Raw genomic sequence first — 19,838 nt, forward strand, 5'->3', positions numbered from 1 at the left:
TGTATGTTGCGGGTGTATAAACTCCTAATTGTTTTTCTGATAGTACTGGCCTAAAGCCATTACCGCACTTCCCATCCGTTCATTTTCGGGTACAACCACCCGTTCAATTCCTTCTTCTTTTAAAGCCTGGGCTGTCACTTTTCCCACGGCAACGGCAACTACACGGGAAGAGAAGAGTTTCTGTATTTCTTGCTCCACTCCTTTCTCCCTTGCAAAGCTCATAAGAAATCGGCCTTGAGGTGTACTGGTAAAATTCACCGCATCAATTTCTCCATTCAGTAATTCAGAAATTAGTTGATCCATCACTTCAGGCTGCGGCGGAACATGTTTGTAAGGAAGTATCTCTCTGTAGTCACAGCCTTGTTCATCCAGCCAAGCGATTAATTTTGGTGCTGGATCTCCATGTAATTGCAGTGCGACTTTGCCCCCCCTTAAGCTATGGGCAGCAAGTTCACGAACCAAACCCGCTGTGCTCCCATCATCATCTCGCACAACTGGTGTGATCCCCAGCTTTTTAAGGAAATTAACCGTTTTATAGCCCCGTGCTGCTATATTGGCATTTTTTAGTGAATGAATAAATTCCTTATCCTTTCCCAGCTTACCCGCCAGATTATACAGAGTCTCCATACCAAGTCCGGTCGTACAAATAATCCAGTCAAAATTCCCTTCCACTAATGCCGCTATATCTGACTCGATATTTGTTTCATCTAGAAAAACGGTTCCCTGGGCCGGACGAAGAACCGGTGTCCCTCCCAAATTTTCAACTAGCTTACTAAGCTCCTCAGTTTTGCGCTGGCTTACTAAAGCAATTTTTTTACCTTCTAAGCTTTTCAAATTACTTCCCCCGTCCTGCTTTTTAAGATAGTATACATCATCATTTAGGTATTCCTCTATAAATCTTTGACAGGGCAGCCGGTTCTATTTGCAAACAAAACCAATTTTCCAAAAAAACATGAAGCATTTCTCTCCATTCTGAGTATTATAATACTTCCGATTCATATCACACTATATCGATGATGCATATAATGACATTGAAGGAGGGGAAAAATAATGGATCGAACCATCCTGACATTATTAGCGGGTGTTTTAGCCGGATTTTCACTTTTAAAGGTTTCTTTCGCAGACACCTTCTTATACAGCTTCCAGCCAGTTTTCACGATTGTAGGAGTATTGGCTGTTACAGTATTTTCATTAGTCCTAATATATAAAGGCGTTATGGTGCTATTTAATAAATAGCATTAGGGACTCAGTTTCACACTGAGTCCCTTCTCTTTAATAAAGCTTATTAAATATTACTGTTGAATATTGTCGGAATTTTCTATACAAAAGCAGCAGGTTAAGTAAGTATTTACGGAGAATAATTATTTTAAACACGAAAAGGAGGAGATATAAATGAAACGGATTAAATCCCTTATCTGCTTTTTTAAGGGCAATCACAAGCTTAACATTTATAATCGGACATGCCTTCGTTGTGGATGTAAGAGTGTAATGCAGTAGCCGCAATACATATTTATTTTCCAATTTTTAATGGCAGGTTCCCCTGCTGGAAATAGCCTGTCGATTAACTGCGGCAGGCTTGCTTATTTTCCATGCAGGCTTTTGAAAAAACTTGTATCTGCCGCAAACCTAACCGAAATATCCTAAAACAGCACCTTCTCACTTTAAGCGGTAAACCCTAGCCTCATAAGGTTTAAGAACGATATTTTTTATCGATTGCTCTGCATCGGCCTCATAGTTTGAGACTAACAATTCTTTTTCAGAGAATTGTATGGTTGCCGGAAGAGTAAATTCAGGGTATTCCTGGCTGAAATTACAGATAACCAACAACTTTTCATTTCCTAGCGTTCTTGTGAAGGCATATATCTGCTCATCATTTTCCATTAGCAAATCGTAGCTTCCATATACAATGATCTCATTTTCTTTTCTTAGCTGTATCAGTTTTTTATAATAATGGAAAATTGAATTTCCATCTTTCAATACAGCTTCAGCATTGATAGTTTTATAATTTGGATTTACGCTGATCCACGGAGTACCTGTTGTGAAGCCTGCGTTTGGGCTTGCATTCCACTGAACCGGAGTTCGGGCGTTATCACGGCTCCGTTCATGAATCCCCTTAAAAGTTTCTTCATGCGACAGAGAGCCATCTGTTAAATCGCGGTAAGCGTTAAGTGTTTCTATATCACGGTATTCACTTATATTTTCAAATTTAACATTCGTCATTCCTATTTCTTCACCCTGATAAATATAAGGAGAACCTTGGAGCATATGGAGGCATGTGGCAATCATTTTTCCTGAAATCTCCCTGTATTGTTCGGAATCGTTCCCCCACCTGGATATGGCCCTTGGCTGATCATGGTTACTCCAGTACAAGCTGTTCCAGCCGTCTTTTTCTAGTCCCTTTTGCCATTTAGTGAATATTTCTTTAAGCTCAGTCAGCTTCCATGGGTTTGGATCCCATTTTCCAAACTTGCCATCCCCCAAACCCACGTGTTCAAAATGGAATACCATGTTTAACTCATTTCTATTTTCCCCTGTGTACAATTTCCCTTCCTCAACGGTTACTCCCGGCATTTCACCAACCGTTATTGTGTCATAATTGCTCAAGGCTTCCTTGTTCATTTCCCGTAAAAACTCATGAATTCGCGGGCCATTCCTAAAGTACTTGCTGCCATTGCCGTATTTTAACCCTTCAGTCACTTTTCCCTGCGGGTAGCTTGTATCCTTTGATATAAAGTTGATTACATCCATACGGAATCCATCGATGCCCTTTTCCAGCCAAAAACGCATCATCTCGTACACTTCTTCTCTAAGTGTTGGGTTCTCCCAATTTAAATCTGGCTGTTTTTTACTGAACAGATGCAAATAATATTCTTCTGTTTGCTCATCGAATTCCCAGACGCTTCCCCCAAACGCCGCCCCCCAATTCGTTGGCGGTTCTCCGTTTACAGATTCCTTCCATATATAGTAGTCCCTATATGGGTTATCCTTTGATTTACGAGATTCCTTAAACCATTGATGCTCGTCGCTTGAGTGGTTGACAACTAAATCCATCATGATTTTGATTCCATGCTGGTGGGCCGTTTCAAGCATTCTGTCAAAATCCTTCATTGTTCCAAACTCATCCATGATATCCCTGTAATCTGAAATATCGTAGCCATTATCATCGTTTGGCGATTTGAAAACCGGCGATAACCAGATTACGTCTATTCCTAATTCCTTGAGATATGACAGCTTTGCCGTAATACCATTTAGATCGCCAATTCCGTCACCATTGCTGTCATGAAAACTTCTTGGGTAAACCTGATAAATGACACTTTCCTTCCACCATGCTTTGTTCATCTTCTGCTCGCTCCGTTCCATATTCTCTTTTTTTCAAAAACCAGTATTATTAACCAAAATTCCCCTTAATAGCAGTTGCAGCACATAGCAAAAAAAACTGTTTAAAAAGCAGATTTTGCAAAAACGTTTACTTAAAAGCTGATAAAAGAGGCTATTCCTTTTCTTTTACGCTTTGCCTTTCAATTATTTGGTGCTCTACTAAACGGCTTTCCGCTATTTCTCCGGTTTCCAGCATTTCAAATAACATCTTTGCCGCCCTTTCACCCATTTCACTTAACGGCTGTCCAACAGTAGTTAACGGTGGGACCAGCATTTCAGCCAAGCTTAAGTTGTCGTACCCTATTATAGAAAGTTCTTCGGGAACCTTTATTCCGAGCTGATACGCCGATGATAAAGCTCCTGCTGCAAGTTCATCGCTGGCAGCGAATACAGCAGTTATTTCTGAAGCCTGTTTCAGCAGAATTGGCAAGCTTTCCACACCATCATAAAAAGTAAACCCGCCCTTACTGCTGCATACAACGTTCTTTTCACTATACGGGAGGTTATGATCCATCATTGCTTTTGCGAAGCCGTTAATTCTCGGTTTTCCCGCAATCGGATCAACCTTGCTGCCGCTTATCATCCCGATCAAGCTATGGTCCTTCTCGATTAAATATTTTGTTGCTGCATAAGCCGCATGAAAATCGTCCACCTTTACAAAAGGAACAGGAAAAGATTCAGATTCCGTTGCTAATAAAACTAGCGGAACTTTCATTTTATTGATGTATTCATAATATGATTCTTTTAGTATTTCACTGGTGAAAATAAGTCCATCAATTCGTTTTTCATTTAATAACTGAAGGTACTTCATCGTTTTCTCACCGGTTGATTCCGTATGGCAAACGATAACACTGGAGCCTGCTTCATGGGCTGCCTTTTCAATTCCATTTAAGAGAGCTGCTACTAACATACTTGACAGTTCTGGAAACAACACTCCAATTGTATGCACTCTCTTGTTAATCAATCCCCTTGCAACTGCATTAGGGTGATATCCCAATTCGTCAATAACCTTTTGAACCTTCTCTTTTGTCTTTTCCGAATATCCAGGCTGGCCATTAAGGATCCTGGACACAGTTGCAATAGATACATTCGCTTTTTTTGCTACATCCTTGATCGTATATGCCATATCCCGCCTGCTTTCATGATATAGTTCCGAAAATAAGATTTTTTAGTCCCAATTTTTACTATAAGTTACGAACTCCCTCTAAAAAGGCATTTCTGTTCTGCCGGGAGCTCTATATTGCTATAAAAGAATTTTCTGCCTTCCTGCGCTGGACAATAGTTAACAATTTACAATAAATTCCATTAGTGTGCATTTTAACGAAAACGTTTACGTTGTGATTTTAACATATTACCATTATCCCCACCAACAGCTAACACTCCTGCTGGAATCATCTTTCCAATGAACACTTTGGTTTCTGCTAATCTTCCTTTCAATTCTGCCAACAAGTACCATAACATTCGCTTTATAACATTGCTATAATTTTACTTGGATTAAATCCGCATTACTTTTTTATCAAAAATATTACAGGTAAAGGATGAGAAAATGTTGCAAAAAGTTTTATCATTTGCGAAAAGAAGATGGAAATACATATTAATTGCTATAATTGCATTAATTATCGGAGCGAACTCCGGCCCTTCTCAGGCTGAAGTAGACGCAGCCGTTGATAAAAATATCGAACTCAATGGAGAATTGGATAAAAAGCAAGAAGACATTGCTGAATATAAAAAATCTATAAAAGAACTTAAAGCAGAGGTTAAGAAGGCTGAACCTTTCCTAAAGCTATCAGCTGCTGAACTCGAAAATGCCCAAAAGGAAGCTGAAGCTAAAGCTGCTGAATTAAAAAGAAAAGAAGAAGCAAAAAAAGCTGAAGAAGAAAGAATAGCTGCCGAGAAAGCCGAAGAAGAAGAACGAAAAGCACAAGCTGAGGCAGCAGCGGCATTAGAGGCTAAAACAAAGACTCTTGCTGCAGGTAAATATGTAGTTGGCCGTGATATTGACGCTGGCCTTTATGATACAAAAGCCATTTCGGGGCAGGGTAACTTTGTTGTTACTGGCGGGCTAACCGGATTGAAAGTAAATGAAATGTTCGGTACCGGCGGCGGGTTCTACAATGATTCCTTTAATAATGTGGAACTTGAAGATGGCGATGAAATTGAAATTAACAATGATTTGAAAGTAAAGTTCCTGCCAAAAGAATAGTTATAATAAAAAGCAGACGGGTTCCATCTTGCCTTCAGTTTGATGGATCTGTCTGCTTTTTTTGTTTTCTATATTCATAGATTGTGTGAAACTCTGCATAAAACCATTATTTAAAAACGTAATCAGCTTCCCCTATCGTAATTGTTGTTCCTTTCAGAACCCGCGCTTCAGTCCGAAAGGTGAGTTGCGTCAACCGGTTTTCTTTGCCTTGTTTAAATATAAAAGACTTGCCTTTAATGTCCAGTTTGGCGGAGGAATCAGCGACTCCTGCTGGCATAAATCTAAATAACTCCTGCCAATGGGCAGCTACAGCGCCGGGATTTGGAACAGTGAAGACTGCAGCCTCTATTGTTACATCGCCAGCCGGGTGGGACTGGATCAGCCCGGAAGCTGTTAATTTGTCCAAACGCTCTTGGTCATTGCCTTTCCACTGGATTACAAAGGGATATGCAAGTCCGTGAAATTCACCTGCAATAGTCAACATCCGCCATTCAATTAATTCCCCAAGAGAGTTGAGACGCTTTCCATCCATAATGGGGGAAAGTTTCAGGCCCCTTGTCTTTAGGGAAGCAGCAGTTTCCTCAATATCATCCGAGCGGAGTGCAACACGGCTAATCGCTTCTTTTGCAGGCAGCATAGCGACAGCATCCTTTACAAAACAAACCGATCCATCAGTGTTCTCAGCCAGCTTTCGGTCCTCAATCCCTAAAAATTCAAGATATGTCAATCCAAAATAACTCAGGGCATTATGTGTGCCCCACTGTTTATGCGATCCGCCTTTAAATGCACTCAAACCATTCTCCTTAAATCTGGATATCACATCTTCTAAATGATTAACATTATGTACCGTATGGTCCCATTGTATTGTCGTCATTTTTCTCCTCAGTTCCTATATAGTTTTTCTTTAATATCACTAAAAATCAGAAACAGTAACCTACTTCTGAAAGTCATCCAACATAATAAAGAAGTCTTTAAGAAACTCATAAAATAACTTTTCTGTCGCAGCAAATGGCGTTATGCGGGAATAACGGGCTAATGGAACCCCGCATGCGCAAAGCGCCGAGGAGGCTCCCGAACCGCCACTAGAGCGGAAATCAACAGCCCCAAAAAAAGAGCCTATATATTAAAAGCTTCTTATTTCAGAGAAAATATAAAGGGAATCCAAAAAGGGATTCCCCAACTTTATCTTCCCCTGGTATCACCGCTTCCGAGGCCTGCTGGACCTGCTGCATTCCTGTCATCGAACCTGCTTTTACCTTGATTCTGGCCTTGGCGGGATGTGTTTTCATATTTTACATCCTGATCCATGTCTCTTGCTTTTTTTAGTAGCTCATCATTTCCATTACTCATGGGATTTTCACCTCCGCCTATATTTTGCCCCGTTATTAGTATGCTAAGCTTTTTCCCTTTCAAAAGCTTTTTTTACCGATGCAAGAATGAGCGAGAGGGCAAGGATGGTGAGCGAAAAAAAGATGATCGGGGTCATGGCTATCCATGGATAGCCAACTAAATAGCGGAAGGCCACACCTATTTGCCCTGACCATTCATAAGTAACCGAAGTCATATCTTGAGTTTTTGTACCCCCCAAAAACAGTGAAAGCACTCCAAGGTGTGCCATTAGCCCAAGCACTTGAATGAATTGCTGAAGAAACAGCAGGATAGCACTATCTCTCATATTTGGGATGATATGCTTGATTAGAATATGAAATTTGCTTCCCCCAAGAACTCTTGAACTTTCAATAAACTCCTGGTCCCACTGCTTTTTCATCAAGCTCGCAAATTGGCTTGTCAAAACAGGCAAAGATACCAGACTCATAACTGCAGTTTGGAAACCGAGTCTGGCCCCCAACGAATGGGAGAACTCACTGGTAAAACTATCATTAAAAAGCACGCTTACAAGCAAGAAATACACTATAATTGTTTGCGGAACAATTGTAAAGGGCTCTGCAATCATTTTTCCAATAGGTATAAGTCTGGGTGTATATGCAGAAATAAACGAGCCCAATAAAAAACTCAGGCTAATCCTCAAAAGCGTGATAAGCAGTCCGAACCCGATAGTATATTTCGACCCCTGGATGATTATGTGAAGCATATCATATCCATTCTTATCCGTACCAAAAGGATGATTCCAGGATGGCGGGAAAGGAGGAGAACCAATAATGTCCCGTGTTTTTTCATCAATTAATAATCTTGTAACCCATATCTCCCCATCGTTAAAAAACGAATTCAAAACGCTTAATATCAGCAACAATGACAAAAAACCTATGCTGAAAACAAACGCTCTATCTTTCCATAATAACCGCATCATGCTCTCTCCCCCCTGACCATTCTTGGCACCAGGAGTTCATATAGCTTATACACGAGAAATACAGGAATAAAAAACGCTGTGGCACCCAGGAAAAACATTTCGGGAGTTGGATATTCGTAGATTAACATGGTTATTCCATGGATGTTATATAGCCTTTCGATAATGAAAAGGGTAGAAAGCATCGTCCAAACCACCGTTTTCGAATTAATGACCAGTTCATCAACAATATTCCTTAAAATATGCCTATTTAAGATATACCAATCTGAAAAACCTACTGCTTTTGCAAATTGGGCATAATGTTTTTCTTCCTCATGCAACACACCGAACATAAATGATTTGATAAAATAAAAGCTGGCCGGCAGGCTCAGGCTTAACACTGGCAGAAGAAGGCTTCGCTCTTGTCCGAATGACACAACCTGAAATAGATGAATTCCTAATTTTTTATAGAGATAGATTACCGCAAGCTGAAGCAGGCAAATAACAAGGATATCCGGAACAGCTTCCATCAAATTGAATAAGCTGCTCAGTTGCGGCACCCATTTTCTTAACAGAAGAAAACAAATATAAACGACTATGGCCGAAAACAGAAAAGCAGTTAAAAAGGAATACCCCAAAATGTAAAAGCTTTCCTTAATATTTAATAAAACCCGTGGAAAAACGGCAGAAGCTTCCCAATAACTCTCATTATCAAAGAAAATAATCTTCCTTAACAGTTCATAAGCAGAAGCGAAATAAAGCTTCATATTAAGTGATAAGTCCCTTATCAGGACAGGAAAAGTGCTTATGCAAACAATTATAAAAAGCGAAAAAATAAGTTGAAGCAGGATTATAATAAAACGCTTGAGAAACAGCATAATTTTCACCTCATCCGCAGAACTGTTTCCTTCATTTTCTGTATAATTTTTTCTGATTCTAACCGTGTAATTAAAGCTAGAACCCTATTACTCTTTTGAAACCAGGCTGACAGATTGGCCAGTATGAAAGACTGTAACCGGTGATGGATTATGAAGAAAACCGTATAACTCAATCGTTGCATTATCAACATTAACTTTTGTACTGTCAAAAATGGCACTAGGAACGATTGCTTCATATTCTGCTGTTTCCATTGCAGGAAGATCTTTTTGCATTTTTATCTCTACTTTAAAAGGGTTTCCCGTGTAGCCATCGTGAACCTTGAGATCGTGACTAAGATAAAGAACTCCTTCTTTAATTGGATCCCTCGTACCATTTTTTACTTCAATGATGTATTTAATATTTTCTTTATCTATTGGTGCTACTTGTTTAATACATAGTTCGATTTTACTTACTTCACTTGCCAGTTCCTTGTTCGCTTCCCCGCCATTAGATTGAATAGCAGGTTCCGGATCTATTGCATTACTTTTATGAGTCAGTTCGCCTATAAATGGAAAGCTCAACATTAGTGCAATAAGTCCTGCAAAGGACAAGATTGTCCAGTACACCAGATTAAACCTGGGAGTTTTGTTTTTATGAATTTTTCTATGGATAGTATTACGCTCATGATCAGTAAAACCCACATTATTATGTAAATATATACTCAAATCTTTCTTCATTCGTTTATCAAAACTATCCAACCGTATGACCCCTTTCCAGTTTATTTTGAAGAAGCTTCTTACCTCGAAGCAGCCTTGATTTTACTGTGTTTATGCTGATATTCAGAATTTTGCTGATTTCATTCATATTCATATCCTGGTAATAATATAGAATTAACACCTCTTTATATTTTCCTGATAGTCCGGAAATTTTCTCTGCTATTTCTTTTCCGGTTTCCTTATGGAAAAATCGATCTTCCGCTGATCTATCAGTTTTTATTAAATTTATCACCGGTTTGTAAATCAGGTTTTTAATGCTCCAACGTTTTCTATAATCCTTGCATTTATTGATTGTCACGCGGATCAGCCATGTCTTGTAGCTTGCTTCTTGTCGAAAGCTGGACAAGTTCAGATAACAGGTTAGAAAAACTTCCTGGATGATATCCTCGCATTCATCTATGTCATTTACATATAAAAACGCAATCCGTTTTAAATCCGAACCGTATTCGTTCATTAACTGGTTCATCAGAAATTCCTTGGTGATTTCAGATTCTTTAAGTGCACTGTTTAACACAATTCGCCTCTCCCTTCTTAAATTAGACGAATGTCAAAACGGTTTTGACCCATCTTTTAAAAAATAATTTATTTTCCAGTTTTCCATAAATTAAGTTTACTCCTCCTTGGTTAAGTGAAAAAACATTATATAAAAACCAAAAATTACTGGATATGGAGGAGACATCATGAAACTTCAAATGAAATCCAAATTTCTTACAACCGGGCTGGCTGCAGGTTTAGCATTAGGATTAGCTGCATGCGGAGAAGGTCAAGATCCTTCACCTGAAGAACCAAAAAGTAAACAAGAAGACCAAAAGCTTCAAAAAAGTGAAAAAAAAGAGTGGAAAGAAGACCAAAAAATGATCGAAAAAGAGGAAGAGAGCTTACACAAAGAACATAATGATTCAGATACTAAAAACCCAAATGTGCCAAACGACCCAGCTGAGCCAGAAGAAAAGCAGGAGATGGAGGAGAAGGAGGGTTATGCTGGCTAACAAATCTTATTTTTGCTTATGATAAATCAATATAGTTATTAGGATAATGAATAGTCATATACCGGTGGTAAACCCTGCCCAATAATTTCAGAAAGACCCTAGTTTTGGTAAACAAACTTGGGTCTTTTTTCTGTATACAACCGGAGCCGTATACCAAAACTCTATTATGTTTTTCCGGTTTAATTGTTTTACCAATAAAAACTATGAGCAATTCCAGGGAATAAGATACCCGTCCTTCACTTGCTCCGGATTATCACCCCCCTAATTTTTTCCACCAAAATTCTCCCCAGCTAATTCTCTATAACATTTGTATTTTTAAAATTAGCCAGAAGCAATGCTGCTTTAACATCTAAACCGTTTTTATGTTTAAACAATGTTTTCCACAGCTTAATTAAATTAGTGCAGATACATTATTCTCATGGCCTTAAACATAGAAACAAATTTCATATATGTTATGACGATTTTTTGATATAATTGTACATTGGCATGTCTTTAATCAAAAAGCTGTTTTATACCGATTTGGCTGAACTCATAACTCTCTGACAATCATTTTGAAGATTAATACAAGCTCTTTTAAAGAAATTTTAATCCTATATCAATGAGGGAGAACTGATGTCTAAAGAAAAGATTATATTAATATACATTTGTTTTGGGATTGTCTGGGTTTTTGGCACAGATTTTCTTATGGATAAATTATTTGCAAACCATAAATACTTTTTGATTGTTCAGGAATTAAAAGGATTATCTTTTATTCTCCTTACTGGGTTGCTGCTTAATTTATATCTTACTAAAAGCGAGAAACTGTCGAAATTAAAGGAAGAGGAACGCCGGCTTAATACTTTGATAAATTCCATGGTTGACTTTGTCAATTTTAAAGATGGAGAGGGAAAATGGATTGAAGCAAATGAATTTGGCCTTAACCTATTCCAATTAGAAAATGTTGATTATAAAGGAAAAAAGGATTCCGAGCTTGCCAAATACTCTGAATTTTACCAAGAAACCCTAAGTTTTTGTGAGATTTCAGATGAAGAGACATGGCAAAAGAAAAGGATAACCCGGTGTGAAGAGAATGTACCTCTGCCAAATGGCGATATAAAAACATTCGATACAATCAAGGTTCCCTTGTTTCACCCAAATGGATCCAGAAAGGGACTAGTAGTAATGGGCCGCGATATTACCGAAAGAGTGGCGGCGGAGAAAAAATTATCCGAGAAGCAGCAGAAATATCAATCACTGTTTAAATATAATCCGGATCCAGTTTTTATGATGGATTTAAAAGGGTTCATTACAAACATTAATCCGCAATTTGAATCCATATTTGCCCTTCCGCATGACCAGTTGGTCGGAACATCTATTTCAGATTATATTTTCCACTCTGAGGAAGAAAAAGAAAAGCTAATGGAATCATTCCTATATGTAATAGATAATAAAACAGGAATAAATACCGGTGATATTTACCTCCAAACCAAAAAAGGACCTGCGATATTTTCCTGCACATTCGTACCAATGATGATAGATGGTCAATTAGCAGGTATAATCAGTTATGCTAAGAACGTTACACAAATCCGGGAGACGCAAGAGGTTCTTCGAAAAACAGAAAAGCTTTCTGTAGTGGGGGAGCTTGCCGCCAGTGTGGCTCATGAAGTGAGAAATCCGTTGACCTCCCTCAAAGGCTTTGTGCAATTACTTAAAACAAGTGAAGATGAGTACCAGCATTATTACTCGATCATGCTGAGCGAGCTTGACCGGATAAACTTGATCGTAAGTGAACTGCTGGTATTGGCAAAACCTCAGGATCTCCAATATAAAAAACATAGTTTAATACCTCTCATGACAGAGGTAAAGATACTGCTTGAGCCCCAAGCCAACTTTGACGGAGCAAGGATATCCATGGACATTAAAGACCCGCTTCCACTGATATCCTGTGAGGCAAATCAATTAAAGCAAGTGTTTATAAATATTATAAAAAACTCTATAGAAGCCTCCAGCAAGAATATCGATATTACTTTTGAACAGGATGAAGAATGGATTGCCGTTAATATTAAGGATGACGGCTGTGGAATGGAAGCAGGCAGGATAAAGCATTTAGGCGAACCCTTCTATTCATCAAAAGAAAAAGGCACTGGTCTCGGCTTAACTGTCACCTACCGTATTATTGAAGCCCATCACGGAAAGATTACCTTTAATAGCGAACTTGATCAAGGCACGGAAGTGAAGATTTTATTGCCAATCTGCTGAACATTTCTAACAGTGCGTCCACACATTCTGTATCGTGTGGACGCTTATTTTTCATGATAAAATATAGAAAAGGAGTTGAGATAAGTGAAAAATGAAATGATTGAAAGATTTATTTCTTATGTAAAAGTAGATACGCAATCAGATGAAAATAGTGAAACAACCCCTTCTACCCCAGGGCAGCTTACTTTAGCACGTAAGTTGGTTGATGAATTAAAAGCGATTGGAATGCAGGAAGTAACGATTGACGATAACGGGTATGTCATGGCTACTCTTCCTGCCAATACGGAAAAGCAGGTTCCTTCAATTGGATTTTTGGCACACTTGGATACTGCTACAGATTTTACAGGAGCAAACGTAAATCCTCAGGTCATTGAAAAGTATACCGGAGAGGATCTCACTTTAAACGAATCACTACATATTGTCCTTTCTCCAAAGGACTTCCCTGAACTGACAAATTATAAGGGCCATACATTGATTACAACAGATGGTACGACACTGCTCGGCGCTGACAACAAGGCCGGCATTGCTGAAATAATGACAGCGATGGCATATTTAATTAATCACCCGGAAATCAAACACGGCAAGGTAAGAGTTGGGTTTACACCGGATGAAGAGATTGGCCGCGGCCCACATAAATTTGATGTCTCCTCATTCGCGGCCCAATTTGCATATACAGTGGATGGCGGTCCGCTCGGCGAATTGGAATATGAGAGCTTTAACGCTGCTGCAGCGAAAATTACTATTAAAGGCAACAACGTTCATCCAGGAACAGCGAAAGGAAAAATGGTGAACTCTGCAAAAATAGCTATGGAATTCAATAGAAAGCTCCCTGCTGAAGAAGCTCCGGAATTGACCGAAGGCTATGAAGGATTTTATCATCTTAGTTCAATAAACGGGGATGTGGAGCAAACAAAGCTTAACTACATCATTAGGGATTTTGATAGAGATAAGTTCAATGACCGCAAAGAGACTATAGAACGAATTGTGGATGAACTGCGCGAACTGTATGGAAAAGACAGCATTACTCTAGACATGAAGGATCAGTATTACAATATGAGGGAAAAAATTGAACCGGTAAAGGAAATCGTCGACATCGCTTATGAGGCAATGGAGAAACTTGATATCACGCCCGACGTCAAGCCTATCCGCGGCGGCACCGACGGTTCCCAGCTATCCTATATGGGACTTCCAACACCGAATATTTTCACAGGCGGCGAAAACTTTCATGGCAAATACGAATATATTTCTGTCGAAAATATGATTAAAGCCACCAATGTAATAGTGGAAATTGTTAAGTTATTTGAACAAAGAGCATAACCATGAGGTTTCAGGTACCCGGCGGCTAATGAGACGGCAGGTACCTGTCGCCCATTCACATTTTCATTTCCCTTGCAAGAAAACTCTTTGCTTAATTTCGGATCAGCAGCATGTAAGTCATTTTTTACAAACGCCTCCCTCAAATTTAATCAAACGTTTGATTAAGACTTATCCCTATATTATTAGAGTAATTATAGACACACTTGATTTAAAAGCTCCTTTGCAGTTACTTTTCAGCAGCTTCTGTGGAAACTTGCCAGGTTATCCCGAATTTGTCTGTAACTTGCCCATATGCTGGACTCCAAAACGTTTCCTGAAGCGGCATGTTAACTTTTCCGCCTTCTTGCAGTTTCCCGAATACTTCTTTTGATTTTTCTGCATCGTCTATTGTGATAGCTATCGTTACTTGAGAGCCAAGCTGATACGGGTTACCCGGGAATGTATAGGAAAGCATGAGATCAGTATTGCCAACCTTTAAATGGGCATTTAACACACGGTTCCTAGCTTCAACTGGAGTAGGGAATTCCGGATTTTCAGGCATATCGCCAAAAGTTTGAACCCCAAGTACTTTTGCATCCAATGAATCTTCATAAAATTTAATAGCTTCATGTCCATTACCGTTTAAAATTAAATAAGGATAAATCCCTAAAATCATACTGCACACCCCTTATAATTTGATTTACTAGTGAAATTTCTCAGTTTTAAAAGAACAAATGTTCTTATTGATATTACCATTTTCTTCTTATTTATGCAACAACCTGGCTTATCTTGTTATGGCGGAAACTAACTACTCTACACTGTTATGTTGAATTTCAAAAATTTTGAATCAGGCGGAATAGAGAACGCAAATCTCTAGTAAAGTTGAATCTTCTGTTGCTTTATCTCATTAGTCTAACCAGCATATTCAATTCCTGCTTATAATGGCTAAAGACGGATTTTTGATTTTTTTATTATTTTAAATTAAATGGTTTTATTTATGGAAACGCGGGGTAAATAAAGAATGTAGCGATACAAAATAGAAAATACTGAGATGCCAAAGTGTTGCAGTGAAAATTCCTAAGGAAACACTGAAAAAACTTGCTGGAGGATCAGTAATTTCACGTATTTGCTACTTTGGGGAAAGATTTGCTTTCCCGACGTACGAAGGAAACTTCGTCCATCATATATTTAGTGGTTTCTGCTAAGTATAGGCAGAGTAGACTGCTAAATAGAGCAGGTCTTGCTCCATAGTTCCCTTAGATGGGAAGAGGAAAGCCTATACCAAGCCGGTACAGGCTTTTTTCTTATCCGCGGCTGTTACTCCAATGTTAATTCATTCTACTATTTAATTCCCTCATTTATCATAGTGCCCCCGAAGAATTCCAAAATAAAAACGCCTGCAAATAGATAGACGCTAACTATATAAGGATGGATTCAAGCGATTCTTTTCTTTCCAGTAACGTAAGATATTATTTGCTCTTAATTTTAAAATTTTCAACTCACAATTTACTCACTGAGTTATAAACTTGTATTTTCACTTCGTCATTTTCCTGGTTGTGAGTTTTGATTCTACATTTCAAATTCAGGAACAATTTTATTGATCAAACTTTTAACCATTAATTCACTAGCGAACCTATTTGTCTGAATAATACCATCGGCGCCTGCCCTTAAAGCATTGGGGATGTATTCCTTTGTTAGTATTTCCACAAGGCAGAAAATATCCGGGTTACAGCCCTTTACTGCTAATAGGACTGTAATGGAAAACATATCTGTTTGAAATTCATCCTGGTTTAAATCCGCTGTAATCAAAACCTTTTCAGCGTTCTTTATGTTAGCCTTAACAAGGATTTCATCCAAGTTGGCATGTCCGCGGATAAAATGAACTTTCTCTGGAAGCGGATGCCTGCCCAACGTTTCATCAATCAAGACAATGGGGGTTTTTGGCTGTAAGATTTTCAGCTCTCTAATTATTTCTTTAGCCCGTTCATTCCATCCAACAATAATTATATGTCTATCTTGTTTAAAATTCATTTTTCCCTCCATATAATTATGTTCGGATGACACAGCCATTGCTGCGATGGTAGCAAAGTAAGAACTGACAAGACCGGCACCAGAAAAAATCAACAAAATCCCAATGGTTTTTCCCAGCATCGTGGAAGGGGCAAAATCTCCATAACCAACAGTAGATATCGTCACTACCGCCCACCAAATCCCATCAAATACATTTTCAAAAGTTTTAGGTTCGGCCAGGTGTATAATCACCCCAAAAGACATGAAAAAAATGAATATCATAATTAACAGTCTCATAAGTCTTTCATATCGCTGAAAACCTCTGCTCATTCTCCTAACTCTTAACATAGGATCACTCCTGGTATTTGAAACGTGTATAAATCCATTTTTTATTATTTTACTTACAGTCTGTATCCATGTGTAGTTAATGCTGGAAAAGAAACCCCTCATTTCATTTCCCCGTATTCTGCCGTTCTTAGCTATGCAGGATGATCAAAATGACTCAGCTGATTTAATAATCCGTATGCCCCTTTATACGAAAGCAGATCATCGGTGCACAAATCCATTTCACGCCAAATCTCAAATACTAATTTCGAGATACTTTATTTTGAACCTTTAAAAAAGATATAATTGATTTATCACATTTGTCGGAGGTAAAGAAATGACTGATAAAGATAAAGCATTGTATGAATATATAATAGACAATTCGGCAAATATTAGTTCGCAGTGGTTTAGTGAAAGAACCGTTATCGAAGGATCGATATATTCGAAAGACGCTGATTTATCAGTTGAGCAAAAACTGAAAGAGCAGCATAAATACACTGTTGACTTGATAGCAAGCGGTTTCTTGGAAAATAAGAGCGTATTTAAGGATAAAATGAAAGAATGGGCTAAAGTTGTTGTAACAAGCAGGATAGAGTATGATACGCCCATATTTGAAGTGCTGCAAGCTCTAAGCAAGACAAGAAGAATCATTTGGGGATTTGTAGAGGAATATATCAAAAAAAATGATGAAATTGACAGACAGGATGTACTAAGGTGGAGTTTTCTTTATAACACTACCATGGACACGTTAATCAATGAATTTTCAAGGACTTATTATAATGCCACAAGAGAAAAATTAAAGGTTCAGCAGGAACTGATAGATGAAATTAATAGTCCGGTAATTCCCGTAGTTGACGGTGTAGCGGTTTTGCCTCTGATTGGCCTTATCGACGAGTCACGAGCGGAATCTATCCTTCAATCAATACCAGTTAAATGCGTGAGAAAAAATGTAGCCCATCTGGTTATCGATGTATCAGGAGCAAATTATTTAGATACGGCGGTAGCACACAAGCTATATCAATTAACAAATGTCATTAGTTTATTGGGCATAAATTCTATTATTGCGGGCGTCCGTCCCGATATGGCTAGAACTGCCATAAAATTAGGCGCAGACTTTACCCACTTAAAAACCTTTGGAGACTTGAAACAAGCACTGCGGCATTTTGGGGTAAAAAGAAGTTAATGTATGGTTTGTATAAATGCAGTTGAAAAATGAGCTGTTCAAGCTCTTTTTACTTTCTGAAAAATTGATACAATTACTAACTAAAGATTATGGCTTTTAAAACACTTGGGTTAAGGACAATGGAGTTATTAACTGGAGGATTACATGAAAAAGACCGTTAAAGTAGTGGCAGCTATCATAGAAAACGAACAGAATGAGATTCTCTGTGCGTTAAGGTCCTCCAACATGCTGATCCCGAATAGGTGGGAGTTTCCGGGCGGCAAGGTTGAAAAGGACGAGGATATTTACACTGCAGTAGTGAGAGAAATTAAAGAAGAACTGTGCTGTGTGGTGGAAGCAAAAAAACTATTCCATGAACATACCCATGAATACGATACATTTATCATTAATCTGCATGTAATTACCTGCAATCTTATTGAAGAAACTCCTGTTGCAACTGAGCATTCAAAACTGACATGGCTAAAGCGGGAAAATCTCAGTTCATTAGAATGGGCTCCTGCAGATATTCCAGCTGTGGAAAAATTGATGGCTGGAAAATAACGATTCCTCCAGACGGAATATTGGATTGAAAGTCGACACATGATTGGAAGTCCTTTAGCAGTTTTTTCCGCCTCAATTATTTAATTTACAGGTATTCAAATTAGCCTCCCCCTTTTTACGTGCTCTAGCATTTGAACATAAACAAAGCTTGAGGAGGACAAAATAAGACAGGAGGTGAAATAATGAAAACAAAAGATAATTTTTCTGAGGGAGCTAAAGTTACAAAGGATAATCAAACCTTTGCTCCTGATAGCGGAAATGAGAAAAATAAAAGTAATCGACCCGCTGGCGGTTCCACAGAGAGGCGGCACTAATATCTCCCTGTTAAACAAAGGCTAGATTGAAATGAAGTCTATCATTGGATAGACTTCAAAAAATTCTCTTCATATCTAGTATTTTTATCTTATAAGCCGTATGCTGACTCTTGGATTTGGCACAGCTAAAATAACCAAAAAGACCCGTTTTCCCGCTTCCCTCCCGCTCTTCTTAATTCAAACCACGTATATCTTCCTGTTTTCACACCGCGAAGAATGTCAAAACAATAGATATTTGTTTCTATTAACCCCTTCAAAAAAATAGAATAAGATATATTCAATAGTCCGTTTATTCAGACTACTAATATTTTATTGGAGGGATATTATGAATTTAAAGAAAAAAGTTATTGCCTTTTCATTATCAGGGATAATGGCATTTGGCGGATTAACAGGAGTTTCAATGCCGGTCAGCGCCGTTGGCGAGGGTCCGGGCCCAGGTCATGGTTCCATCCAAACATCCATTCTACATACTTATGACAGCATGGTCGACTATCTTAAGACCCAAGATAACAAACAAGATGCAATGAAGCTTGAGGTGATTGGGAAGACGGAAAAAGGCCGTGATATTTACCTCGCCAAATACATTTCAAATCCGGAGAATCCTACCATTCTCTTCTTAACCCAGCAGCACGGAAATGAACAGCTTACAACAGAGGGCGCTCTTGAGTTTATTAAGCACCTTGGCACAAGTAAAACTAAAGGCTTGCTCGATAAAGTAAACGTTCTTGTAATCCCTATGCTAAATGCCGATGGTGCGATGGGTGACGTCAACTTCCCTCTTGATAATTATCACGCTGACGGCGATCGTCACTTAACCCGATATAATGCAAACAATGTCGATTTAAACCGAGAGCATGATAAAGAAACCAGCGAGATGGAAATTGAAGTTAAATCTTTGCATGAGAATGTTTTTGCAAAATACAATATCGATTATATGATCGATTTACATCATCAAGGTTCATTAAGTGAAACGGACGGTGAGCTAGTTTCGGGTTCCATCCTTTATCCAACAAACGCAAATGTTAAGCCTGAAGTTTTAGAACGGTCCAAAAAACTTGGATCTGTCGTCTATCACTCCATTGAAAATACTGGCTGGGGCCATATCGGAAAATATGTTGGCGGTTCCGAAAAGAAAATTGGCCGCAATGGGGCAGCAGTACGCTACGGTATCTCAACTCTTCTATTTGAAATGCGCGGAATGTCCGACCACTATATCGAGAGTTATGCTCTGGGTCAAAAGAGCAATGGCTATTTAATAAAGCAAACAATTACGACACTAGATTCTACCGTGAGAGCAATTGCGGATGGATCAATCGAAACAGCTGATACAGGCTTTTGGGATACTCTTCCTGAGCAAAAAAGCCGGCCAAGTGAAGAATCCGAATAAAAAGGTTTATTACCCATTCTCACGTCTGTGCGGATGGGTAATTTTATATATAAAAAAA

Annotated in this window: 20 protein-coding genes; 9 read left to right on the forward strand and 11 right to left on the reverse strand. The window is 38.6% G+C overall.

Annotated elements, in window-relative coordinates; translation table 11 throughout:
* Positions 1–24: 24 nt before the first annotated feature.
* Positions 25–834 (reverse strand): uroporphyrinogen-III synthase, encoded by an 810-nt coding sequence (locus CVD28_RS10590; protein ID WP_101592351.1) that lies wholly within the window; start codon positions 832–834, stop codon positions 25–27.
* A gap of 216 nt (positions 835–1,050) precedes the next feature.
* On the opposite strand from CVD28_RS10590, the gene CVD28_RS10595 reads away from it, so the two are divergent.
* Complete coding sequence (locus CVD28_RS10595; protein ID WP_101592352.1) at positions 1,051–1,236, forward strand: hypothetical protein; 186 nt, start codon at positions 1,051–1,053, stop codon at positions 1,234–1,236.
* A 420-nt stretch (positions 1,237–1,656) separates the two neighbouring features.
* Here CVD28_RS10595 and CVD28_RS10605 read toward each other — a convergent pair whose 3' ends face one another.
* Together CVD28_RS10605 and CVD28_RS10610 are read right to left on the reverse strand one after the other, a co-directional pair.
* Positions 1,657–3,339 (reverse strand): glycoside hydrolase family 13 protein, encoded by a 1,683-nt coding sequence (locus tag CVD28_RS10605; protein ID WP_101592354.1) that lies wholly within the window; start codon positions 3,337–3,339, stop codon positions 1,657–1,659.
* 151 nt (positions 3,340–3,490) lie between these two features.
* Entirely contained in the window at positions 3,491–4,504 is a 1,014-nt protein-coding gene (locus CVD28_RS10610) for a LacI family DNA-binding transcriptional regulator (protein WP_101592355.1), read from the reverse strand.
* 420 nt (positions 4,505–4,924) lie between these two features.
* Here CVD28_RS10610 and CVD28_RS27505 point away from each other — a divergent pair, with 420 nt between their 5' ends.
* Positions 4,925–5,581: a hypothetical protein gene (locus CVD28_RS27505; protein WP_142384758.1), complete on the forward strand. Its 657-nt coding sequence runs from the start codon at positions 4,925–4,927 to the stop codon at positions 5,579–5,581.
* Positions 5,582–5,687: 106 nt separating this feature from the next.
* Here CVD28_RS27505 and CVD28_RS10615 read toward each other — a convergent pair whose 3' ends face one another.
* From CVD28_RS10615 to CVD28_RS10635, 6 genes are all read right to left on the reverse strand, one after another.
* A complete protein-coding gene (locus CVD28_RS10615; RefSeq protein WP_101592356.1) occupies positions 5,688–6,455 on the reverse strand; it encodes a VOC family protein in 768 nt (255 codons plus the stop codon).
* Positions 6,456–6,763: 308 nt separating this feature from the next.
* A complete protein-coding gene (locus tag CVD28_RS28030) occupies positions 6,764–6,931 on the reverse strand; it encodes a hypothetical protein (protein WP_180954108.1) in 168 nt (55 codons plus the stop codon).
* Between the two features lie 43 nt (positions 6,932–6,974).
* Entirely contained in the window at positions 6,975–7,889 is a 915-nt protein-coding gene (locus tag CVD28_RS10620; RefSeq protein ID WP_101592357.1) for an ABC transporter permease, read from the reverse strand.
* Positions 7,886–8,632: an ABC transporter permease subunit gene (locus CVD28_RS10625; RefSeq protein WP_142384759.1), complete on the reverse strand. Its 747-nt coding sequence runs from the start codon at positions 8,630–8,632 to the stop codon at positions 7,886–7,888. Before CVD28_RS10625 ends, CVD28_RS10620 begins: the two co-directional genes overlap by 4 nt.
* A 198-nt stretch (positions 8,633–8,830) precedes the next feature.
* Entirely contained in the window at positions 8,831–9,481 is a 651-nt protein-coding gene (locus CVD28_RS10630; RefSeq protein ID WP_101592359.1) for a hypothetical protein, read from the reverse strand.
* Positions 9,474–10,013 carry a sigma-70 family RNA polymerase sigma factor gene (locus CVD28_RS10635; protein ID WP_101592360.1) on the reverse strand — a complete coding sequence of 180 codons (540 nt, stop codon included), beginning with the start codon at positions 10,011–10,013 and terminating at the stop codon, positions 9,474–9,476. Before CVD28_RS10635 ends, CVD28_RS10630 begins: the two co-directional genes overlap by 8 nt.
* Positions 10,014–10,179: 166 nt before the next feature.
* On the opposite strand from CVD28_RS10635, the gene CVD28_RS10640 reads away from it, so the two are divergent.
* The 3 genes from CVD28_RS10640 to pepT all read left to right on the forward strand — a co-directional run bounded on the left by CVD28_RS10640 (position 10,180) and on the right by pepT (position 14,043).
* Positions 10,180–10,488, forward strand: a complete 309-nt coding sequence (locus tag CVD28_RS10640) for a hypothetical protein (RefSeq protein ID WP_101592361.1) — start codon at positions 10,180–10,182, stop codon at positions 10,486–10,488.
* A 612-nt stretch (positions 10,489–11,100) separates the two neighbouring features.
* On the forward strand, positions 11,101–12,726 hold the full coding sequence (locus tag CVD28_RS10645) for a PAS domain S-box protein (RefSeq protein ID WP_101592362.1): 1,626 nt from the start codon (positions 11,101–11,103) through the stop codon (positions 12,724–12,726).
* A gap of 84 nt (positions 12,727–12,810) precedes the next feature.
* Positions 12,811–14,043 carry a peptidase T gene (gene pepT / locus CVD28_RS10650; RefSeq protein WP_101592363.1) on the forward strand — a complete coding sequence of 411 codons (1,233 nt, stop codon included), beginning with the start codon at positions 12,811–12,813 and terminating at the stop codon, positions 14,041–14,043.
* Between the two features lie 226 nt (positions 14,044–14,269).
* Here the strand turns inward: pepT and CVD28_RS10655 are convergent, their stop codons facing one another.
* Positions 14,270–14,698, reverse strand: a complete 429-nt coding sequence (locus CVD28_RS10655; RefSeq protein WP_101592364.1) for a VOC family protein — start codon at positions 14,696–14,698, stop codon at positions 14,270–14,272.
* 893 nt (positions 14,699–15,591) lie between these two features.
* Entirely contained in the window at positions 15,592–16,380 is a 789-nt protein-coding gene (locus CVD28_RS10660; RefSeq protein WP_180954109.1) for a potassium channel family protein, read from the reverse strand.
* A gap of 313 nt (positions 16,381–16,693) precedes the next feature.
* Between CVD28_RS10660 and CVD28_RS10665 the strand changes: the two genes are divergently transcribed.
* The 4 genes from CVD28_RS10665 to CVD28_RS10675 all read left to right on the forward strand — a co-directional run bounded on the left by CVD28_RS10665 (position 16,694) and on the right by CVD28_RS10675 (position 19,780).
* On the forward strand, positions 16,694–17,539 hold the full coding sequence (locus CVD28_RS10665) for an STAS domain-containing protein (RefSeq protein ID WP_101592366.1): 846 nt from the start codon (positions 16,694–16,696) through the stop codon (positions 17,537–17,539).
* Between the two features lie 144 nt (positions 17,540–17,683).
* Complete coding sequence (locus CVD28_RS10670) at positions 17,684–18,079, forward strand: (deoxy)nucleoside triphosphate pyrophosphohydrolase (protein WP_101592367.1); 396 nt, start codon at positions 17,684–17,686, stop codon at positions 18,077–18,079.
* Between the two features lie 182 nt (positions 18,080–18,261).
* Complete coding sequence (locus tag CVD28_RS28735; RefSeq protein ID WP_257985830.1) at positions 18,262–18,393, forward strand: hypothetical protein; 132 nt, start codon at positions 18,262–18,264, stop codon at positions 18,391–18,393.
* A 325-nt stretch (positions 18,394–18,718) separates the two neighbouring features.
* A complete protein-coding gene (locus CVD28_RS10675; RefSeq protein WP_101592368.1) occupies positions 18,719–19,780 on the forward strand; it encodes a M14 family zinc carboxypeptidase in 1,062 nt (353 codons plus the stop codon).
* Positions 19,781–19,838: the final 58 nt, after the last annotated feature.

The organism is Bacillus sp. M6-12 (assembly GCF_002860285.1).
Lineage (GTDB): Bacteria > Bacillota > Bacilli > Bacillales > DSM-1321 > Peribacillus.